The sequence below is a fragment of the Candidatus Protochlamydia phocaeensis genome, from assembly GCF_001545115.1.
Lineage (GTDB): Bacteria > Chlamydiota > Chlamydiia > Chlamydiales > Parachlamydiaceae > Protochlamydia_A > Protochlamydia_A phocaeensis.
Genome location: NZ_FCNU01000028.1, coordinates 291016 through 309555, shown reverse-complemented (window position 1 = coordinate 309555; position 18540 = coordinate 291016). Strand labels below are relative to the sequence as shown.

The window sequence follows — 18540 nt, the reverse complement described above, 5'->3', positions numbered from 1 at the left end:
ATTGCCCCTTCTTTTATTCAAAAGATTTAAATTTAATCAACAATTGAAAAGATTCTAGATTTTAGACTGTTTAAAATCTATCACAAAACATTTACCCGATAAATTTAGAATTAAAAGAATTAAATAAAGGAGTTTTAATAAAAATTTTTAAAAAATGAATAATATAAGAATAGAAAGGTTTGAAAAGAAGACAAAGAGAGAGGCCCGACTAGGGCCTCTTTAAGGGAAAGATTAAGTGGCTGCTTCAGCAGCTAAAGAAATAAGCTTGCCTTTGTTAGCCATCTGCTCTTCATGGGCAGGAATGAACTCATCGCCGGCGGTAAAAATATATTGTTTCTTACGCATGGGATATTTTTTCTGCTGAATATCCATGGGACTTTCTCCCTTTTTAAATACTCTTAAAACGGGCTTTTCTGCCTGCGGGCAATTTTGAATTTGAGTGATAAAATCGGAATTGACCTCTGCCAATGTATCGATCACATTTTTCAGCAGTTCTTCATTCGCTCCATTAAAATCTCCCTCTTCATTGAATTCCAACAGAATTTCGGTCACCTTTCGGCCGTTCTTTTCATATTGATAAAAGCCATAGTGGGCAATTTTTTCATTTAAACCTTGATGGGCCGGCTGGCTGTCTAAGCGACGGATAGTCTCTCCCAAATTTTCAGGAGCAACTTTGCACCCCCTAAAAGAAATATGAGAGCCTTGTCTTCCCCAAACAAATAAGAGGGGTAGGTTTGTATTCGGCTTGTGCTTTAATTTAATGCCATGCTTTTCTAACACAGCCAACACATCGCTAGCGGCCATGATCTTGCCCCTGTCTCCCAAATTATAACGGATACGAGGGGATATGCGGTCCTGGCGAACACAGGTATAGATCAAATTCTGCTGTTCATCTGCTTCAATGAGGTAGTTTAAGGGGTCATAATGGAAAATCATCGGCTTAAATTCGTTTTTGCCGAATAATTCCTCCGCCAGCGCTTTATTTTCTGGCTTATGGCACAGCTTGCGCAGCTCAATTTCAAAATCCGATTCATAACCGATATTGATATCGAGATCGGACGCCCCATAAGAAGAAAAGCACTGCTTAAGTCCCGTGCGGATTATTTCTCCATTCTCGCCTTTTTGAGCGACAATTAAATCGCGCATATCTTCGCTCATGGATTCTCCGCCTACAACTGCGATAATATTATGCTCATGAAGAGGGAATCCCTCAGCCACTGCCATGTCAATAACAGCCCGAATATGAGGAGGATAGCCGCCTACGACAATCGGATATCCAGGAGGACGGATGCGAATTTGCTCTTTGATACAATCATAAATTTCAGAAATATTAGGTCCAATCACGCAAACTCCGGCATTTTTATCTCGATTCATTGCCAGCGTCGCTGTAATTCCCGTTGCCCAAGGACCAACGGCAAATCCATTGATAAAAGTATAAGGACGATCGCCAAGAACGACTTTAGCCGCATACGAAGTCAGTAATTCAACCCTTTCCTGCTCTTGCGCCCCGCGATACCAAGGCGTCGATTTGCCGCTCGTTCCCGTTGACGTATCCCTCTTGGCTTTTTCCGGAATTTTTCCATCCAGGTAAAGCTGCGGCTCGTCATGTCCAATATGAGGCTTGATGTAATTGTCTTTCGAAGTAATCGGCAAATCGGCAAATGTGCGGGGAACGCCTCCCTTTGAATCTAGGAACTGCTTGTAAGCCGGCACTTGCAGGGCTTGCCTGAAGGCTGCAGCCGCTCGTTTTTCCGACACTTCATTCCATGTTTTTTCTGCAATCCCTAAGCCGAACCGCAGGCGGAAAGCATTCCAAGAACTGATTGTCCAATCATAAAATTTTCCCCACAGAAAAGAACTGATACGGTCAAAGAAACCGTATAAGGGCCGATGATTCAATTTGGCTGGATAAGAGGCCTTAAAGTCAATTCCTTGCTTTAAATTTTCTTCGATTTGTTCCGCTTTCTTTGTTTCGCTGTCCTTCAAAATGGTCGATAGTCGATTGATTTTAGCTACAATTTCTTCAGAAGAAGCTCGCCCACTCACTTTTTCTTGGGAATCAAGCTGGCTATTCAACCACTTAATTGTACTTTCCCTATTCAAGTGAATTTTCCGATCTTTGCGAGTGTTGGCATCCGTTACAGTCACATCAATGGTGCGGTGGAATAAGCTGCCGATCGTTCCATGATAGGCAATTCCAAACTTTCCAATTTCTCCTCTCGGATTCGTCTTGATCAACGCTTTATGTGTTTCATCTACAAATCCAATTCGATTGCCATAATTGAGATTAGATAAATCAGCTGCCAGCAAATTCTCGACTTTTAACATAAAAACAATCTCCTTATTATCGGAATAATTGACAAAGATTTTAAATAATTAATTTAAAGATTTGATTAATATTTCAATAATTAATTAAAAAACTAATCAAGAGATAAGCAATTAAATGGCAAGAATTAATCTTGAGAAGAATGGCGATTGTGGGGCAATAAACTTCCCCATTGGGCAGGCAAGAAGCGATTGATAGCCTTTTGAATGCGAAGCTGATAGCGTTGATAGAGAATCCCTAAATAGATGATAGCAAGTCCTATTAGGCTGAGAATTAAGGGAAATAGAGCCGAATCTTGAAAGACTTCATATGCTAAGTGGCTAAGATAAACAAAAATCCCTATGGCTCCTCCTATTAAAAAAATCGTCCGATTGAGCAAGGCTGCAAGAGCGAACAGAACTGCATTGGCCAAGAGATAAAGGACTTTAACCGCTTCTGACGTATCCGTCATCAATATTTGTACCAATCCGATCGAGAAGGCCGTTATTCCAAATAAATAGCCCCAGAAAGCAAAGTCTTCGGGCATCCGTCGGTCAATTAAATAAGCGCTTATTATTAAAAATAGGCCAAAGATAAGCAAGGTCCATTGATAAACCTTATCTCCCTCATTCACTTCTCCTAAAATTAAAGGGACGCTATCCATGACCAAAAACCATAAGGCAAGGGTCAAAGGCGCGGTTAAGAAAGGAAAACGAATAAAGAATAGGGCGATTATAGAAGCGGCAAGTGTAGCCACCTCTAAAGAGATCCAATATTGATGGCTAATAAAAAGGTAATGCTGATAATGCGCCGATGTTTCAAAATCCCCTTGTATAGGCCACAGTCCCATTCCTCTTTCCCATCCATAAACCACAAGAGGAACCATGCAAACGGCAAGTGTGCACAGCAACCCTCCTCCTACTCGATAAAGAGTGCGATGCCAGAAATACCATCCAAGGTGAAAAAAGAGATAGGCATATAAAAGAGAAATAAAAAAAAGGCCGAAACGGCCTAGCTGTTTCTCTCCTATTGAGGCTAGCCAAGCCATGGCAGCTAAAACAATTAAAGCGCCTAGATAATAAAGGATAGTGGCCAATTGAAAGCCGCCTTCAGTTCCCAACTGACGCCTTTTTATCATCTCCCTTAGCGCATCTGCTTGTTGCCGGCTTAAAATGTTCTCCCGAACAGCTTGGTCCAGATCATCTTGCGAAAGCTGCATTATTTCCACTTATGCTTTAAAAACATCCAAATAGGTAAAAGAGCGCCTAGCGCCTGATGAGGCGGAGGGGCCGAATGATCTCTTGATGAGTGAACTTTACCAGCTATTTGTAAAATGAGATCTCTAAAGAATTCATAGGTGCGATCCGCCCATGAAACCAAGGTATGAAAGGCATCTGGGAAAAATAAATAAATGAGATAGAACAGAATTCCAAAAAAGAAAAAATTAAAAATAAAGCGCATAAAACCTCCGTTAACTCATTGGGAAAATAGGCAATAGGATTAGAGCGATCGCATTTCCGGACACTTTCATTGTTTAAATCTTTTGAAAAAAGAAGCTTATTGCTATTTCAAATCCCTTCAATTTTATTATATATAGTGCTTGATTTAAAAAATACACTTTAAGCACGTGTGGATTATTTAATTAGTCGCTTAAAGGCGTATTAAAACTCATAATAACCTATATTTGAGATCAATTTCTCTTTAAGAATGGCAGGCCTGAATAAGGGAACACCCTCGTTAGCGATTTTAAAAATTCCTCTAAGAGACTGTCCACGATTTCAAATAAATCTGCTTTGCCGCTCAATTTTCTTAGAAATGCGGAAATTTTTTAGCCATCTTTTTAATATGACGAAAAATTTTTCCCCGTTTATAAATACATTCAACATACGAATTACCCTATTTTCAGATCATGGGCACTCTCCTAGGACATCATGAGAAAAAGCCTTTATTGCCTATTTATCTTAATGACAAGCGGCGCCTTTGTGCTTGTCTGCTTATTTTTATTCATGAGCGTCGAGCTTTTTGATCCTGTAGAGCAAGCGAGAGTCAAAAATAATAAGCAATTTTGGGAATGGCCATCGGCTTATGGGCCTTTAGCCATGCATTATATAGAACAAGGGGAAGGAAACGACCATGTTTTGCTTATCCATGGATTTAGAGCCCATACCTATACGTGGCGTCATTTGATTACTCCTCTTGCCCAAGCGGGCTACCACGTCTGGGCCGTTGATTTAATTGGCTACGGATTAAGCGATAAGCCTGATCACGTTCCATATGATATGCCCTTCTTCGTTGAACAGCTGGAGGCTTTTATGAAAAGCCATCAAATTTCCCAAGCGCATATTGCGGGCAATTCAATGGGCGGAGGATTAGCGCTTAGCTTAGCGCTTGACCATTCCGATTTAGTCAAATCCCTAACCTTAATCAGCGCGTTGGGCTATCCTCTCGATCTTCCTCTATACCTCTCTCTTTCGCGTCATCTGGGACCGCTCTGGTCTCCTTTTCTTGGACCAACCGTTGTGAGAAGCAGTTTAAGGCAAATTGTTTTTGATGCCCAATCCGTGACAGAGGAGCAAGTCGAGGCCTATTGCCTGCCATATCGTTTCCCGGGAGGAACAAAGTCCACTCTTCTTACCTTGCAGCAGTTCGATAAGCAGATTTTCGTTCAATTAAGCCGGCGTTTCCCCCAAATCAAACAGCCTGCGCTAATCATATGGGGAGATCATGATTGGCTTGTCCCTTTGAAGCATTTTGAGCATTTTAAGAGAGATTTTCCTTCTGCCAAAGCGCTTCTAATTCCCAATTGCGGGCATATTCCGCAGGAAGAGTATCCGGAAATCGTCCTCTCCACAATTCTTCCTTTTTTGCAAAGTACAAAGTAAAGGCGAGCGATTTCATTGGCATGTGTTTTTCTTGCCCGGGCTGTAGCTTTTGCCTGACTTACAGCTATTTATCTATCGGCTGCTTATAATCCAACATTTGGCCGCATCAATGGCTGCAAGCATTAAGATTGATTTTTGAAAAAAAATTACCGTTATTAACAATCGCCTTAGAGAATTTCTTAAAACTGCTAATGGCTTAAATTTGAAAATCTAAGCCATTAGCGGTTTTAATGCATTTCTTAGAACTCGTCAGCCACTTGTGTTGTTTTCCATGCATTATAGTAGATATCGACATCATTGATAAAAGAGGGATGATGGACTTGCCATCCTAATAAACGTTTAACGCGCGAGTTGCTGACTTGAAGATCGATAGACAATCCTTGGACCATATCGCCAAACTGCTGGTGCGCTTCTTCTGGCGTTAAACTCTTAATTTTCCCTTCGATGCCAGCGCTTCTGGCAACCGCCTCTGCCAATTCCTTTACAGTTACACTGGTATCATTCGCTACATTTAAAATAAGCCCGTTTGCTTCTTTTTCGGCAGCTGCCACATAGGCCAATGCCAAATCTTGCACATGCACCATAGGCCAGCGGTTGCGCCCCTCGCCAATCATTTTTATCATGCCATTTTGAGTGGATGTAAAAATGAGATTAGTTAATCCTCCCACATTTCCATATACGCATCCAGGCCTTAAAATGACTGTTTTAAAATTAGCAGCCGCAGCCTTTAACACTTTCTCTTCATGAATGGGGCGCCATTTAGCGATCTCGATCGGGTTGACCGGAGTCGATTCATCGACAACCTGATTTCCTCGAGATCCATAAATCCATATGCCTGACGTATAAAGGAACGCATGCGGCAGAGAACTTTTGGAAAAAGTGGCCAGCACGTTATCGATCAATTTAGCATCGCGCTCTACGCCTTTCTCTTCCCAATCAAATGCGCAATGCACCGCCACTTCGCACTCTTCCAATGCTTTCTGGTAACTCTCAAGCTTATCCAAATCCCCTATAACCGGCCAGATTTCATCCAAGCTCAACAGATGGGCATCTTTCTCGCTACGGACCATCCCGAAGACATGATGCCCCTTGTTTCGAAAAGCTTTGGCAACAGCATTTCCAATATATCCTGAAGCACCTGTTACAAATACTCTCATATCTCATCCTATCCACATGCTAATTTAATGTTTTTTTACGGCCGCCCTCTTATTACAGACTGTCGGCGAATTGCTAATAACCTTATTTTTAATTTGTTTATATCTTTTTGATGATTTTAATTACATTTTTTGTTAATTTGAATTCCGTAAGAACGGAGATAATCGTGCAATCTTTTTCTTTCGATTTAATGCCTTCTTTCTATTTACCTCGTTTCCCCCTTCTGGGGTAAGGTCAGCCCACCCTTCATTTTTTCTTATTTTCCCTTCCGTTAATTTTTTATTTAGTTAGGTAAATATGCATAAGATTGTCGTTAAATTGGGGACAAGCACGCTCACACAAGGAACAAAGCAGCTTTCCCGCCGCGCCATGTTGGAAATTGCCCGCCAAGTTGCCCATCTGCAAGAAAAAGGCAAACAAGTTGTTCTCGTCACTTCTGGAGCCGTCGCTGCCGGCCGCGAATGCCTAGGCCATCCCACGGTCGAGCGCTTTTGGCCTTCCAAGCAAATGTTTGCTGCCGTTGGACAAAGCCGATTGATGCAAATCTGGGCGGATTTATTTAGCATTTTCCACATTCAAGTCGGACAGCTTTTGCTGACGCGGGACGATTTCTCCAATCGACAGCGCTATTTGAACATTCGCGATTCGTTGCATTGCATGCTCAAGCATCGCATTCTTCCCATTATTAATGAAAATGACACCATTGCCACCAAAGAGATCCGCGTAGGCGACAACGACAACTTGGCTGCCTTGGTCTCTAATCTGATTGCGGCCGATCGATTAATTCTTTTGACCGATCAAGAAGGTCTTTATACCGCCGATCCTCGATTGGATAACCAAGCGGCGCTCATTCCACGGATCAACCACATTGATGAAAAGATTTTTGCCTTAGCCGGCGGAGCATCAGCATCTCTTGGCCTTGGCACAGGAGGCATGTATACAAAAGTCCAAGCAGCCCAGCTCGCTTCTCAAAGCGGAACAAGCACAGTCATTACGTCTTTTAAGCATCCCAATGTTTTGCTCGATATTGCCGATGGGCATGCGATCGGCACTTTTTTTATGGCGGAAACAACCGCCAGGGAAAGCCGCAAGCGCTGGCTGCTATCTGAAAAGCATCAAGGAAAAATCCAAATTGATGCCGGGGCAGAGCAAAAGCTGCGCCATAATGGAGCCAGCTTGCTGCCGATAGGCATTACTCAAACCTTTCAATCTTTTGATCGAGGGGCTTTAGTTCAACTGGTTTCCTTATCTGGTTATCCCATAGCTGTCGGCATTACAAATTATAAAAGCCAAGACATCCAGAAACTGATCGGCACACATTCGCAGCATATTGAAGACATCTTAGGATACAGCTACGGCCCAGAAATCATCCATCGCGATAATATGACCCGCACCCGATTTAAAGAGGACAGCTAACATGCAGACAAATGATTTAATTTTAATGGGGCAGCATGCCAAGCAAGCGGCTATTGCGATGGCCAAAGCGACTGCCCGGCAGAAAGACTTAGTCTTGGAAGCCTTAGCAAATGGCTTAGAGAATAGCCAGAAAGAGATTTTGGAAGCCAATCAAAAAGACTGCCTGGCAGCTGAACAAGCCGGCCTTAGCCCGGCCATGATAGATCGCTTATCGTTAAACGGACGTCTAAAAGGAATCAGCCAAGACGTCCAGCATGTGGCCACCTTGCCCGATCCGGTGGGAGAAACCTTTGAACATACCACTTTGCCCAATGGATTGAATGTCTGTAAACGCCGTACGCCAATCGGCGTGCTGGGAATCATTTATGAATCGAGACCCAATGTCACGGTTGATGCGGCGGTGCTTGCCCTTAAATCGGGCAATTGCGCCATCTTACGTGGCGGCTCAGAGGCGTTGCACACCAATCAGGCCCTTATCTCTGTTATTCAACAGGCTTTAAACACCGCAGCCCTCCCTCTTCATGCGATTCAGCTTATCCCAACTGCAGACCGCAGCCAGGTTATCCACATGCTAAAGATGCCGACTTATATCGACCTCATTATTCCCCGTGGTGGTGCCGGCCTGCATCAATTTTGCCGGGAAAACAGCCTGATTCCCGTCATGACGGGAGGGATTGGCATTTGCCATTTGTATGTCGATCGGACGGCAGATCTGGATAAAGCGCTCCCTGTCATTTTGAATGCCAAGACACAGCGTCCAACGGTCTGCAATGCCCTAGATACGTTGCTTGTTCATGCTCAGGCCGCGCCTTTATTCCTGCCCCCTTTAGCCAAAGCATTGGGAGAGGCGGGCGTTAAACTTCATCTGGATGAAAAAGCCTGGCATATTTTAAAAGCATTACCTGCAGGCACGGTCGTTTGTCAGACAGCGCAAGCAAACGACTGGGATACTGAATGGCTAAGCTTGACAATTGGAATTAAAGTAGTAGAAGATTCACAAGAAGCTTTAAATCATATTCGCGAGCATAGTTCGGGCCACAGCGATGGCATTTTAACCCAGGATGTCCAGCTAGCAGAGCAATTCGTCAGCGAAATTGATTCTGCAGCCGTTTATGTCAATGCCTCTACGCGCTTTACGGATGGAGGACAGCTGGGATTGGGAGCCGAAGTCGCCATCAGTACGCAGAAATTGCATGCGCGAGGTCCGATGGGATTAAAAGAACTGACAACCTATAAATGGATCATACGCGGGAATTATCATACACGTCCGTCATAAAGGATTTATCACCTGAATTTGGAGTTTTTTGCCCTTTGGACTGACGTGAAAGCTGCCACAGATGAAAATTGGCAAGGTGGTCCATATTTTTAATATGGATCGCCTGGCTATTTGTTCAGCTCAGAGGCTTTGACACAGTCGAAAGGACAAAAAACTCCAACCTCAGGTTTATATGGAAAAACAAATGCATATTGCCATTATTGGCTGCGGAAACATGGGAACGGGAATTGCCCAAGGACTCAGCCCTTTCCACAAGCTTGCCTTATTCGACAGGGATTTCCCTGCCACGCAAGAATTGGCACGCGAAATTAAAGCCCGCGCCTGCCCATCTGCTGAAGAAGCGATTCAGGAAGCTGAAATAATCATTTTGGCAATTAAACCGCAAAATCTCAAAGAGATCAGCGATCTGATCGCGCCCCATCTCAAGACAGATCAAATTATCATCAGTTTATTGGCAGGGACGCCGCATAGCGTTCTAAGGCGCTATTTTCATTCCTCTTTAATTATCCGAATGATGCCGAATCTCGCTCTGACTTATGGAGAAGGTGTGATCGGCATGGTGGACAATCCCTATTTAACCCAAGCACTTAAGCATAAACTTCAAACGCTCTTTGAACCGCTCGGCATGGTCTACTGGCTAAGCGAATCCAAAATCGATGCACTGACTTCCCTCACAGGATCCGGTCCAGCATTTATCTTTACGTTGATCGAAGCGATGGTTGAAGCCGGAATGGCCATGGGTTTTGGTGCCGAAGATGCTAAAAACCTAGTCTTGCAGATGATCAAGGGCAGTTTGACCTTATTGGAAAAAACAAGAAAGCATCCGGGAGAGTTAAAATGGCAAGTCACTTCCCCTGCCGGAACAACCATTGAGGGCTTGAAAGCGTTGGAGGACTATGCCATTCGCAGTGGCATCATTCATACTTTTTTAGCAGCTTATGAAAGAAGCAAAGAGCTATCTTCCGACCATTAAAAGGATGTATTAAATCTCAAATTTGACCGGCGTAAATAAAAAACTTGCTAGACTAAACATGCCATGCAAACGCTGTAGGGATAGTAGCCGTGGGGCGGCATAGCCGACCCCACGTGCAAAACGTAAAAAGCCTTTTATATCACGCAAGCGATGCGGCTTAAGACAATATCAATCATGTTAAATCTCTTCTTTTTCAAAGGAAAAGCTGCTGGGCAGCTTTTTTTAAGATCCCTGATTTATAAGACAACGTTAAATAATATTGGCTTCTAGAATGCCTTTTAATTTCGCTTTTACAAAAGCGATATCCGCTAATACCTCTGCTGAGATATCCCCACCAGAAATTTCCATTGCTTGTGTGTATAAACAGTCTGCCGCTTCCCATTCTCCTAACTTCCCTTTTACATAAGCGGAATTAATCAATATTTGTGCTGGAATAGGGCTGCCACAAGCGTTCCTTACTTGCTTATATAACGTATCTGCCTCTTCCCATTTTTCCAAACTTAATTTTGCAAAAGCGACATCAGCCAATCTCTCGACTGGAATATTCGCGTCAGGAGCTTTCATTATTTGATTATAAATGCTTTCTACTTGTCCCCATTTTTTTAATTTTGTTTTCACAACAAGCATATTGTACGCTTGATTCACATCCCATACAATGGGGTTAGAAGTTTTAATTCCTCGCATGTATAAACTGTCCGCTGCTTCCCATTGTTCTAATTTCTGTTTTACAAGAGCAAACTGAATCCATACTTGTGCTGGAATAGAGACGTCAGAAGTTTTAATTGCTTGGATATATAAACTGTCTGCCTCTTTCCATTCTTCTAGTTGCATTTTTACACTGGCAGCATTAATCAATACCACTTGTGGAATATGGGAGCCAAAAACCTTCCTTGCTTGGGTATATAAAAGGTCTGCCTCTTTCCATTGTTCTAATTTCCGTTTTGCAAAAGCGAACTGACTCCATACTTGTGCTGGAATAGAGACGGCAGAAATTTTAATTGCTTGGATATATAAACTGTTTGCCTCTTTCCATTCTTCTAGTTGCATTTTTACACTGGCAGCATTAATCAATCCAAATTGTGGAATATTGGAGCCAAAAGCATTCCTTGCTTGGGTATATAAACTGTCTGCCTCTTTCCATTCTCTTAATTGAGTTTTCACATAGGCAGCATTAATCAATCCCAATTGTGGAATATGGGGGCCAAAAGCATTCCTTGCTTGGGTACATAAACTGTCTGCCTCTTTCCATTCCCTTAATTGAGTTTTCACATAAGCAGCATCTATCAATGCATTTTTTGGAAGAGCTCCGCCATTGGCTTCTCTTGCTTGGGTATATAAACTGTCTGCCTCTTTCCATTCCTTTAGCTGCATTTTTACATAGGCAACATGATCCCATATATTTTTTGGGACAGCTCCGCCACTGGCTTCCCTTGCTTGGGTGTATAAACGATCTGCCTCCTTCCATTCATTTAGCTGCTTTTTTGCATAGGCAGCATTAAGCAATGCACTTTCTGGAAGAGCTCCGCCATTGGCTTCCCATGCTTGGGTATATAAACGATCTGCCTCTTTCCAATCTTGTAATTGCAATTTTACATAGGCAACATCAATCCATGCACTTTCTGGAAGAGCTCCGTCATTGGCTTTCCTTGCATGGGTATATAAACGATCTGCCTCTTTCCATTCACTTAGTTGCATTTTTACATAGGCAATATCAATCCATGCATCTTTTGGAATAGCTCTAGCTCTGTCATTGGCTTTCATTGCTTCGGTATATAAACGATCTGCCTCTTTCCATTCATTTAGTTGCTTTTTTACATAGGCAGCATTAAACACTATACTTTCTGGAAGAGGTCCACCATTGGCTTTCCTTGCTTGGGTGTATAAATGATCTGCCTCTTTCCATTCATTTAGTTGCATTTTTACATGGGCAGCATTAACCAATACATCTGCTGAAATATTATCTCCACGCACTTCTCTAGCCCACTTATAAAAACCGTCAGCCTCTTTCCATTTATTTAAATGCATTTTTATTTTTGCTGCTTCTTCCCAAAATTCTTCCGGTACTCGGTCCGCATAAGCCTGAAGAGCTTTTGTACAAAAGATTTCTGCTGTCGGCCATTCTTTTGCTTTAATTTCCTCCTGCATGTAATCAAATAATATTTTAGGAAAATCATATCCATTCGGATAAAGGAAAGCGGCAAAATCAGGATAAGCTCTAAGTAAATAATCCAAGCCTTCTGAATCATACAAAGCACAAGGTTTTCCCAGATAGGCATAAAGAGGTAATTCACCAAAACGCGAGGGAAGATCTCTAAACGTATAGACCGCAATCAAATAGGCATAAGCTCCACCTATTTGTATAGCCATGGTAAAATACTCCTTTGTGAGCTTGGTGTTCATTTCTGTCTTTTGTTGTTTGTGCCTATAATATTGTTCATAGGGATTAGACAGGACTACACGCCCAGCTTCTTTTAAACGCCTAGCCTCAAATAAAGCTCCTAATAAGTAATCTCCTCCCTTAACTTCATTTTTGAACAACTTTTTAAAAAGCTTTTTGGGCAAAATTTGCCGTGTATTTTTAGAAAAGCTCTCTAAGCGGACAAGATCTTGGGCCATATAAGCTTCGCAGCGTGGAAACCGCTTAAAGATCCCTCCAAAACGCTCCTTTACTCTTTTGGCTATTTCAAGGCTTTTACCTGACTGGATGAGATGTCCCTCTTTGACGATATATTGGATCATTGCTTGGCTCAGGCAATATTTCCACTTATTGGGGTGCTCTTCATTAGACGGAAGATCGATCTCTGCCCACTCCAGACGGTCAAGGCGCGCTCTTCTGACATAATCCGTCCATACAGGTTCTGTGATTTCTTGGTAGGCTTTTGCTAGCCTTTCAAATTGTAAAAGATCCTTGTGATCCAATGTTGAAAAGATCTGGCAGATTAACTCGGCAGGCAGCTGCAAAAAATCAAGTGTCTCTTCCCTGCTTGCTTGTATAAGAGAAACATCCTTAACATCTTGCTCGGAAAAAGGTCTTTCCTTCTCTTCCGAATCTGCCACTGAGCATTCGCCTCTAAAAACCTCTTCGACCTTATGGGTTCCTTGTACAACATCTAGCGTGCAGCGCCGTTTGATTGCTCTTTCAGGATTTGTATTGATTTCGTTTAATGCCTTTCGGGCACTCTCTTCCCATCTCCTCTTAAAATGGGTATAGCTCGCAGAATTAGGAGGAAAAGAGGAAAGAGGAAAAGATAAGTTATTAGAACCATTAACTTGCATATGATAACCTTAAAAATTAAAACCTTATATACGATTAATTATTATTTTTTAGATAGGCAGGCAATCAACGCCCGCTAGATCTATCCTGTTGCTTGTTGAAAATGGATTAAATAAAAAAAACTCTCCACTAAGCATAGAGAGGATAGCTCTTCCAACTTTAGAAAAAAAAGAAAAGCAATCCCTCGATAAATGGGGCAGCCGCCCATTTCATTCTGGTTAGTAATGGTATGCCCTAGTGGTTTAGGTTATTCTTTATTAAGCGCATTTTCTCGGCTATTCCCGAAGGGAGGCTAGTCCCATAGGCGGCTTGAATGCATTCCAAATGCCTCTCCGCTTCTTGCCATTTCTTCAATTTGATTTTTACAGCAAGCATGTTATCCCATGCCGATAAGGACAGTTGACCACCCGAGGCTTTGATCGCCTTTTCATAGAGGCCATTGGATTCTTTATATCGGCGCAATTGCCACTTTATAAAAGCCGCATCAGCGAATATACCTGCCGGCACGTCATTGCCATAGGCTTTGATCGCCTTTGCATAGTGTTGGCTTGCTGCTTTCAAATCTCCTAATTTTGCTTTTATAAAAGCCATCTGGACAAATGCTTTTGCTCTGAGATCTTTTTCCACAACCGGCAATATTTGCTTACAAACGTTATCTGCTTGCTGCCATTTCTCTAATTTTATTAGGATTGAGAGAAGCTCATCCCAAGGGCATATTTTTTCGACTATAAAAACCACTGCATCTTGTTCTGTCTTATTGAAGCGAGCCGCTATAGAAGTTAAAATCATCTCTGCTTCTTGGCATTTCCCTTCCTCTGCTTTTATAGAAGCAATCTTAAATAAAATTTCTAAATCTGATTTAGCGGCAGCGGTTAGCAAGGCCTCTTGATAAAGATTCTCTGCTTCTTGTGTTTGATTTAATTGAAGTTTAATTCGAATGGCTGTAAATCGAATGCTTGCTGGCGCTTGGCCTTTATAACTAGCAAGCGCTTTTTCGCATAACGTATCTGCCATTGTCCAGTCTCCTTCTTTGATTGCCTCTTCCATAAGATGGGAAAATAATTTAGGCATATCATAGCCCTGCAGATGGAGATAAGTGGAAAAAATGGGATAATTGCTTAATAAATACTCTAAACCTTTCGGATCATGAACCGCGCTAATCCTTAACATCCGCTTATGAAGGGAAAAGAACATGTCTTGCATTCCGGAATCGCACCAATTTAAATTAGGAAAAGCCTTGTTGCCCTCATAGGAAAGCGGAAAATCTAAGGCATAAAATACAAGTAGATTTGCATAAGCACCGCTCTTTTTGATCGCCTCAGCCACGTACTCTTCCAGCAGGCGAACAGAGTTTTTATAGTCATCCGAATTTATGTTTTTATTGATAGATAATTTTAACTTCCGAGCTTCAAATAAAACATTTAATAGATAATCGCCATTTTTCAACCCTTCCTCTTTTAGTCTTTCTCTCAACAAATTCTTGCCACCTATGCTTACTCTACGAGATGAGCAACCTATGCGAAAGATGTCTTGTTTCACATAAGCTTTAAAAAAAGGAAAACGCTTTATCACTCTGCCATAGCGAGCGTGTATCTCTTGAGCGAGCTCAAGGCTTTTACTACATCTGCGAGGATAGCCTTCTTTGACATACTGGATCACGACTTTGCTTAAGCAATAATTCCATTTATAACCAAACTCTCGATTAGGAGTCTGATCGGAGTCCCCCCACCACAGGCGATCTAAGCACTCCCTTTGCGCATAACTCCTCCATATAGGCCCTGTTATGTCTTTATATCCTTTTGCTAAGCGTTCGAATTGCAAAAGATCTTTATGACTTAAATGGGAGTAAATTTGATCGACTACATTTATATCCAACTGCAAAAAATCAAATGCAGTCGGACTTTTCTCCTCTATTTTAGAAGCTTCCTCTCCTGTTTCAGAATCAAGCCCTTTTATTTCGGAAGAGGCACAATTTAAGTCTTGGCAGTGTCTTTTACTTCCCATCAAAACATCAGAAGCGCTTGCGGGCACCGTTGAAGAGATTTGATTGAATTTCCTCTTCCTTCCATTAATAGAGGAGCCTTCAAAACCAACATTAACTAAACAATATGTCCGCTGTTGGATTTGAACGACTTTGTCATCCGTTTCCAAATTATTAGCGGAATTAGGAATACAATCTTTATTAGAAGCAGGGTAATTCTTAACAATACGATCAAAAGCAGACATATAATTATTAACACAATCAGCAAACATGGCAAAAACCTTTACACCAAATTAAAATGGAAAATTTATAAATGAGAAAATTTATCTTAATAAGAAGAACTCTTAAGGATAGCTTTTAGCTAGGATTTGGGTGAGAGTCGCAGAACATAGACTTCCTACCAAACCATCTTTGACATGTAAATGGCCAAAAGAGGGGACCCAATTGTTATCAATTGATTGGCAGAAATGCCGCCTAGCGGCCTAAAATAAAAAATTAGGTCAGAGTTAAAGAAACCAAAGCCTTAAGTAAACTGTAAGCATTCATCTTAAAGGTCTAGTATCTTTCCTCCATTTGAAAGTTTAAACTAGTAAATAGTTTAACTATTTGATTGCTAGCGTAGAGTATGTATTAAAATTATTGAATAAACGTTATAAAACTAAAGCATTTTCACACAAAATTAAAATTAGCAAAAAAACAAAAATAAAAGCAAATCAATTTATTACTTAACCTCAATTAAGACAAAGGCTTTAAATGAAATTTAATAGATAAAATAACTGTATTGAATAATTAGGTTTTAAAGAGATAAGGGGCTCTTTTATAACTAGTCTTAGCTTCTTATTTGATTCATTTGGTTAAGTAAATCACACTTTAGATAGCTCTCAACAAATTGACGAACAGAATCTTGAGAAAAGAATCGATCACCGCCGCACCTCTTAAGGCGAGAAAAAGCAGTCTCTCTTAACCTGAGTTTGGAGTTTTTGCCCTTTGGACTGCTTTCAAAGGGCAAAAAACTCCAAACTCCGATTAATAAGAAAATGCTAAATAATATTAGCTCTTATATTGCCTTCTAATTTCGCTTTTACAAAAGCGACATCAGTCTGTAATTTTTCCGGTACATGACTTCCCCAGGCTATTATGGCCCTTTCATAGTAGTCAAGCGCTTCTTCCCATTTCTTTACTTCCTTTTTTACAGAACCAATTTGCTCCCATATAGAAGCAATCTCCGCTTGATCCCAGCTTTTTAAGTCTTCTATTGCATTATCATAAAGCTTTTCTGCTTCTTCCCATTTTTCCAATTGCTTTTTTGCACAAGCGACATTAAGCCGCAATCCTAATGGAATATTGTTGCCCAAAGCATTCCTTGCTTGAGCATATACTCCCTCTGCCTCTTCCCATCTTTTTAATTGCATTTTTACATAAACGGTAGAACCCCATACACCTGCTGGAATATTGCTGCCATATCTGTTCCTTATTTGAGTATATAAAACGTCCGCCTCTTCCCATTTTTTTAAATGCATTTTCACATAAGCGGCATTAATCAATCCTTCTACTGAAATGTTGCTGCCCAAAGCGTTCTTTGCTTGGTTAAATAAAGCATCGGCTTCTTCCCATCTTTTTAATTGCATTTTTACATGAGCAATATGGGTCAATATTTCCCCTGAAATACTGCCACCCCAAACGTTTCTTGCTTGAGTATATAAAACGTCCGCCTCTTCCCATTTTTTTAATTTCTCTTTTACATACGCCTCATTAATCAGTTCTTCTTTGGGAAAAGTCCTACCCAAAACGTTTCTTGCTTGAGTATATAAAACATCCGCCTCTTGCCATTTATTTAAATGTACTTTTATTATGGCTGCTTTGCTCCAAAATTCTTTCGGCACCTGACCATCGTAAGCTTGAAGAGCCTTTGTACAAAAAATTTCTGCTGTCGGCCATTGCTTTGCCTGCAATTCTTCCTGCATATGATCAAATAATATTTTAGAAAAATGATATCCGTTCGGATAAAGGAAAGCGGCAAAATCAGGATACTCTCTAAGTAAATAATCCAAGCCTTCTGAATCATAAAGAACGCAGGATTTTAGCAGATGTTTATAAAAAGAAACGTTTTGAAAAAAAATGGGAAGATCTTTGAGCACAGAAACCGCAATCAAAAAAGCATATGCCCCGCCTATTTGTATAGCCTTGGTAAAATACTCTTTTGTCAACATAGCCTGCTCTTCTACCTCTATTTCTTTGCTCTCCTTAGAAAAATCTTTCTGCCATCTAACCGTAACTGGCTTTAAACGCCTAGCCTCAAATAAAGCTCCTAATAAGTAATCCCCTCCTTTATTTTTTTCCCCAAGTAGTCTTTTAAAGAGCTTTTTCTGATGGATCTGCTTAGTGCTTTGAGAAAAGCTTCCTAAGCGAGCAAGGTCTTGGACCATATAAGCTTCGCAACATGGAAACCGCTTAAAGATCCCTCCAAAACGCTTTTTTATTTTTTGAACCATTTCAAGGCTTTTACCTAACCGGATGGGATGCCTCTCTTTGACAACATATTGGATCATCGCTTGGCTTAGGCAATATCTCCACTTATTGGGGTGCTCTTCATTAGACGGAAGATCGATCTCTGGCCACTCAAGGCGATCGAGGCACGCTCTTCTGACATAATCTGCCCATATAGGTTCTGTGATCCCTTGGTAGGCTTTCGCTAGCCTTTCAAATTGTAAAAGAGCCTTGTGATCCAATGTTGAAAAGATCCGGCAGATTAACTCGGCAGGCAGCTGCAAAAAATCAAATGACTCTTCCCTGCTTGCTTGTATAAGAGAAACATCTTTAACAAAATTGTTATTAAAGGAAGAAAGAATGGATTCAGTTCCCCCTTTTTCTGGGCTGCCGATCCTTCTCTCAACATCTTGCTCGGAAAAAGGCCTTTCCTTCTCTTCCGAATCTGCCACTGAGCATTCGCCTCTAAAAACCTCTGTGACCTTACAGGTTCCTTGTACAACATCTAGCGTGCAGCGCCGTTTGATGGCTCTTACAGGATTTGCATTGATTTCGTTTAATGCCTTTCGGGCACTCTCTTCCCATTTCCTCTTAAAATGGGTATAACTCGAAGGAATAGGAAGAAAAGATAAGGGGTTTGTTTGATATAGAGGATAATTAGAACCATCAACTTGCATATGATAACCTTAGAATTAAAACCTTATATAAATTAATTATTATTTTTTAGATAAGCAGGCAATCAACGCCTGCTAGGTCTATCCTGTTGTTTGTAGAAAATGGATTAAATAAGA

At 41.2% G+C, this 18540-nt stretch carries 11 protein-coding genes; 4 read left to right on the top strand and 7 right to left on the bottom strand.

What is annotated here, in order from left to right; genetic code table 11:
- Positions 1-231: 231 nt before the first annotated feature.
- From BN3769_RS10815 to BN3769_RS10805, 3 genes are all read right to left on the bottom strand, one after another.
- A complete protein-coding gene (locus tag BN3769_RS10815) occupies positions 232-2328 on the bottom strand; it encodes a phenylacetate--CoA ligase family protein (RefSeq protein ID WP_068470433.1) in 2097 nt (698 codons plus the stop codon).
- 125 nt (positions 2329-2453) lie between these two features.
- On the bottom strand, positions 2454-3524 hold the full coding sequence (locus BN3769_RS10810; protein WP_068470431.1) for a DUF2157 domain-containing protein: 1071 nt from the start codon (positions 3522-3524) through the stop codon (positions 2454-2456).
- Positions 3524-3766: a hypothetical protein gene (locus BN3769_RS10805; protein ID WP_195155574.1), complete on the bottom strand. Its 243-nt coding sequence runs from the start codon at positions 3764-3766 to the stop codon at positions 3524-3526. Before BN3769_RS10805 ends, BN3769_RS10810 begins: the two co-directional genes overlap by 1 nt.
- A gap of 470 nt (positions 3767-4236) precedes the next feature.
- On the opposite strand from BN3769_RS10805, the gene BN3769_RS10800 reads away from it, so the two are divergent.
- The gene (locus tag BN3769_RS10800; RefSeq protein WP_068470429.1) at positions 4237-5187 is read left to right on the top strand and encodes an alpha/beta fold hydrolase; all 951 of its coding nucleotides are present in this window, start codon (positions 4237-4239) and stop codon (positions 5185-5187) included.
- Positions 5188-5426: 239 nt separating this feature from the next.
- Here BN3769_RS10800 and BN3769_RS10795 read toward each other — a convergent pair whose 3' ends face one another.
- Complete coding sequence (locus BN3769_RS10795; protein WP_068470427.1) at positions 5427-6344, bottom strand: NAD-dependent epimerase/dehydratase family protein; 918 nt, start codon at positions 6342-6344, stop codon at positions 5427-5429.
- A 295-nt stretch (positions 6345-6639) separates the two neighbouring features.
- On the opposite strand from BN3769_RS10795, the gene proB reads away from it, so the two are divergent.
- From proB to proC, 3 genes are all read left to right on the top strand, one after another.
- The gene (proB, locus tag BN3769_RS10790; RefSeq protein ID WP_068470426.1) at positions 6640-7758 is read left to right on the top strand and encodes a glutamate 5-kinase; all 1119 of its coding nucleotides are present in this window, start codon (positions 6640-6642) and stop codon (positions 7756-7758) included.
- A gap of 1 nt (position 7759) precedes the next feature.
- Positions 7760-9034: a glutamate-5-semialdehyde dehydrogenase gene (locus tag BN3769_RS10785; protein ID WP_079989527.1), complete on the top strand. Its 1275-nt coding sequence runs from the start codon at positions 7760-7762 to the stop codon at positions 9032-9034.
- A gap of 172 nt (positions 9035-9206) precedes the next feature.
- Complete coding sequence (gene proC / locus BN3769_RS10780) at positions 9207-10007, top strand: pyrroline-5-carboxylate reductase (RefSeq protein ID WP_068470424.1); 801 nt, start codon at positions 9207-9209, stop codon at positions 10005-10007.
- 249 nt (positions 10008-10256) lie between these two features.
- Here proC and BN3769_RS10775 read toward each other — a convergent pair whose 3' ends face one another.
- From BN3769_RS10775 to BN3769_RS10765, 3 genes are all read right to left on the bottom strand, one after another.
- On the bottom strand, positions 10257-13283 hold the full coding sequence (locus BN3769_RS10775; protein WP_068470422.1) for an F-box protein: 3027 nt from the start codon (positions 13281-13283) through the stop codon (positions 10257-10259).
- A gap of 232 nt (positions 13284-13515) precedes the next feature.
- On the bottom strand, positions 13516-15534 hold the full coding sequence (locus BN3769_RS10770) for a tetratricopeptide repeat protein (protein ID WP_068470420.1): 2019 nt from the start codon (positions 15532-15534) through the stop codon (positions 13516-13518).
- 768 nt (positions 15535-16302) lie between these two features.
- Positions 16303-18426: a tetratricopeptide repeat protein gene (locus BN3769_RS10765; RefSeq protein WP_068470419.1), complete on the bottom strand. Its 2124-nt coding sequence runs from the start codon at positions 18424-18426 to the stop codon at positions 16303-16305.
- Positions 18427-18540 lie beyond the last annotated feature (114 nt).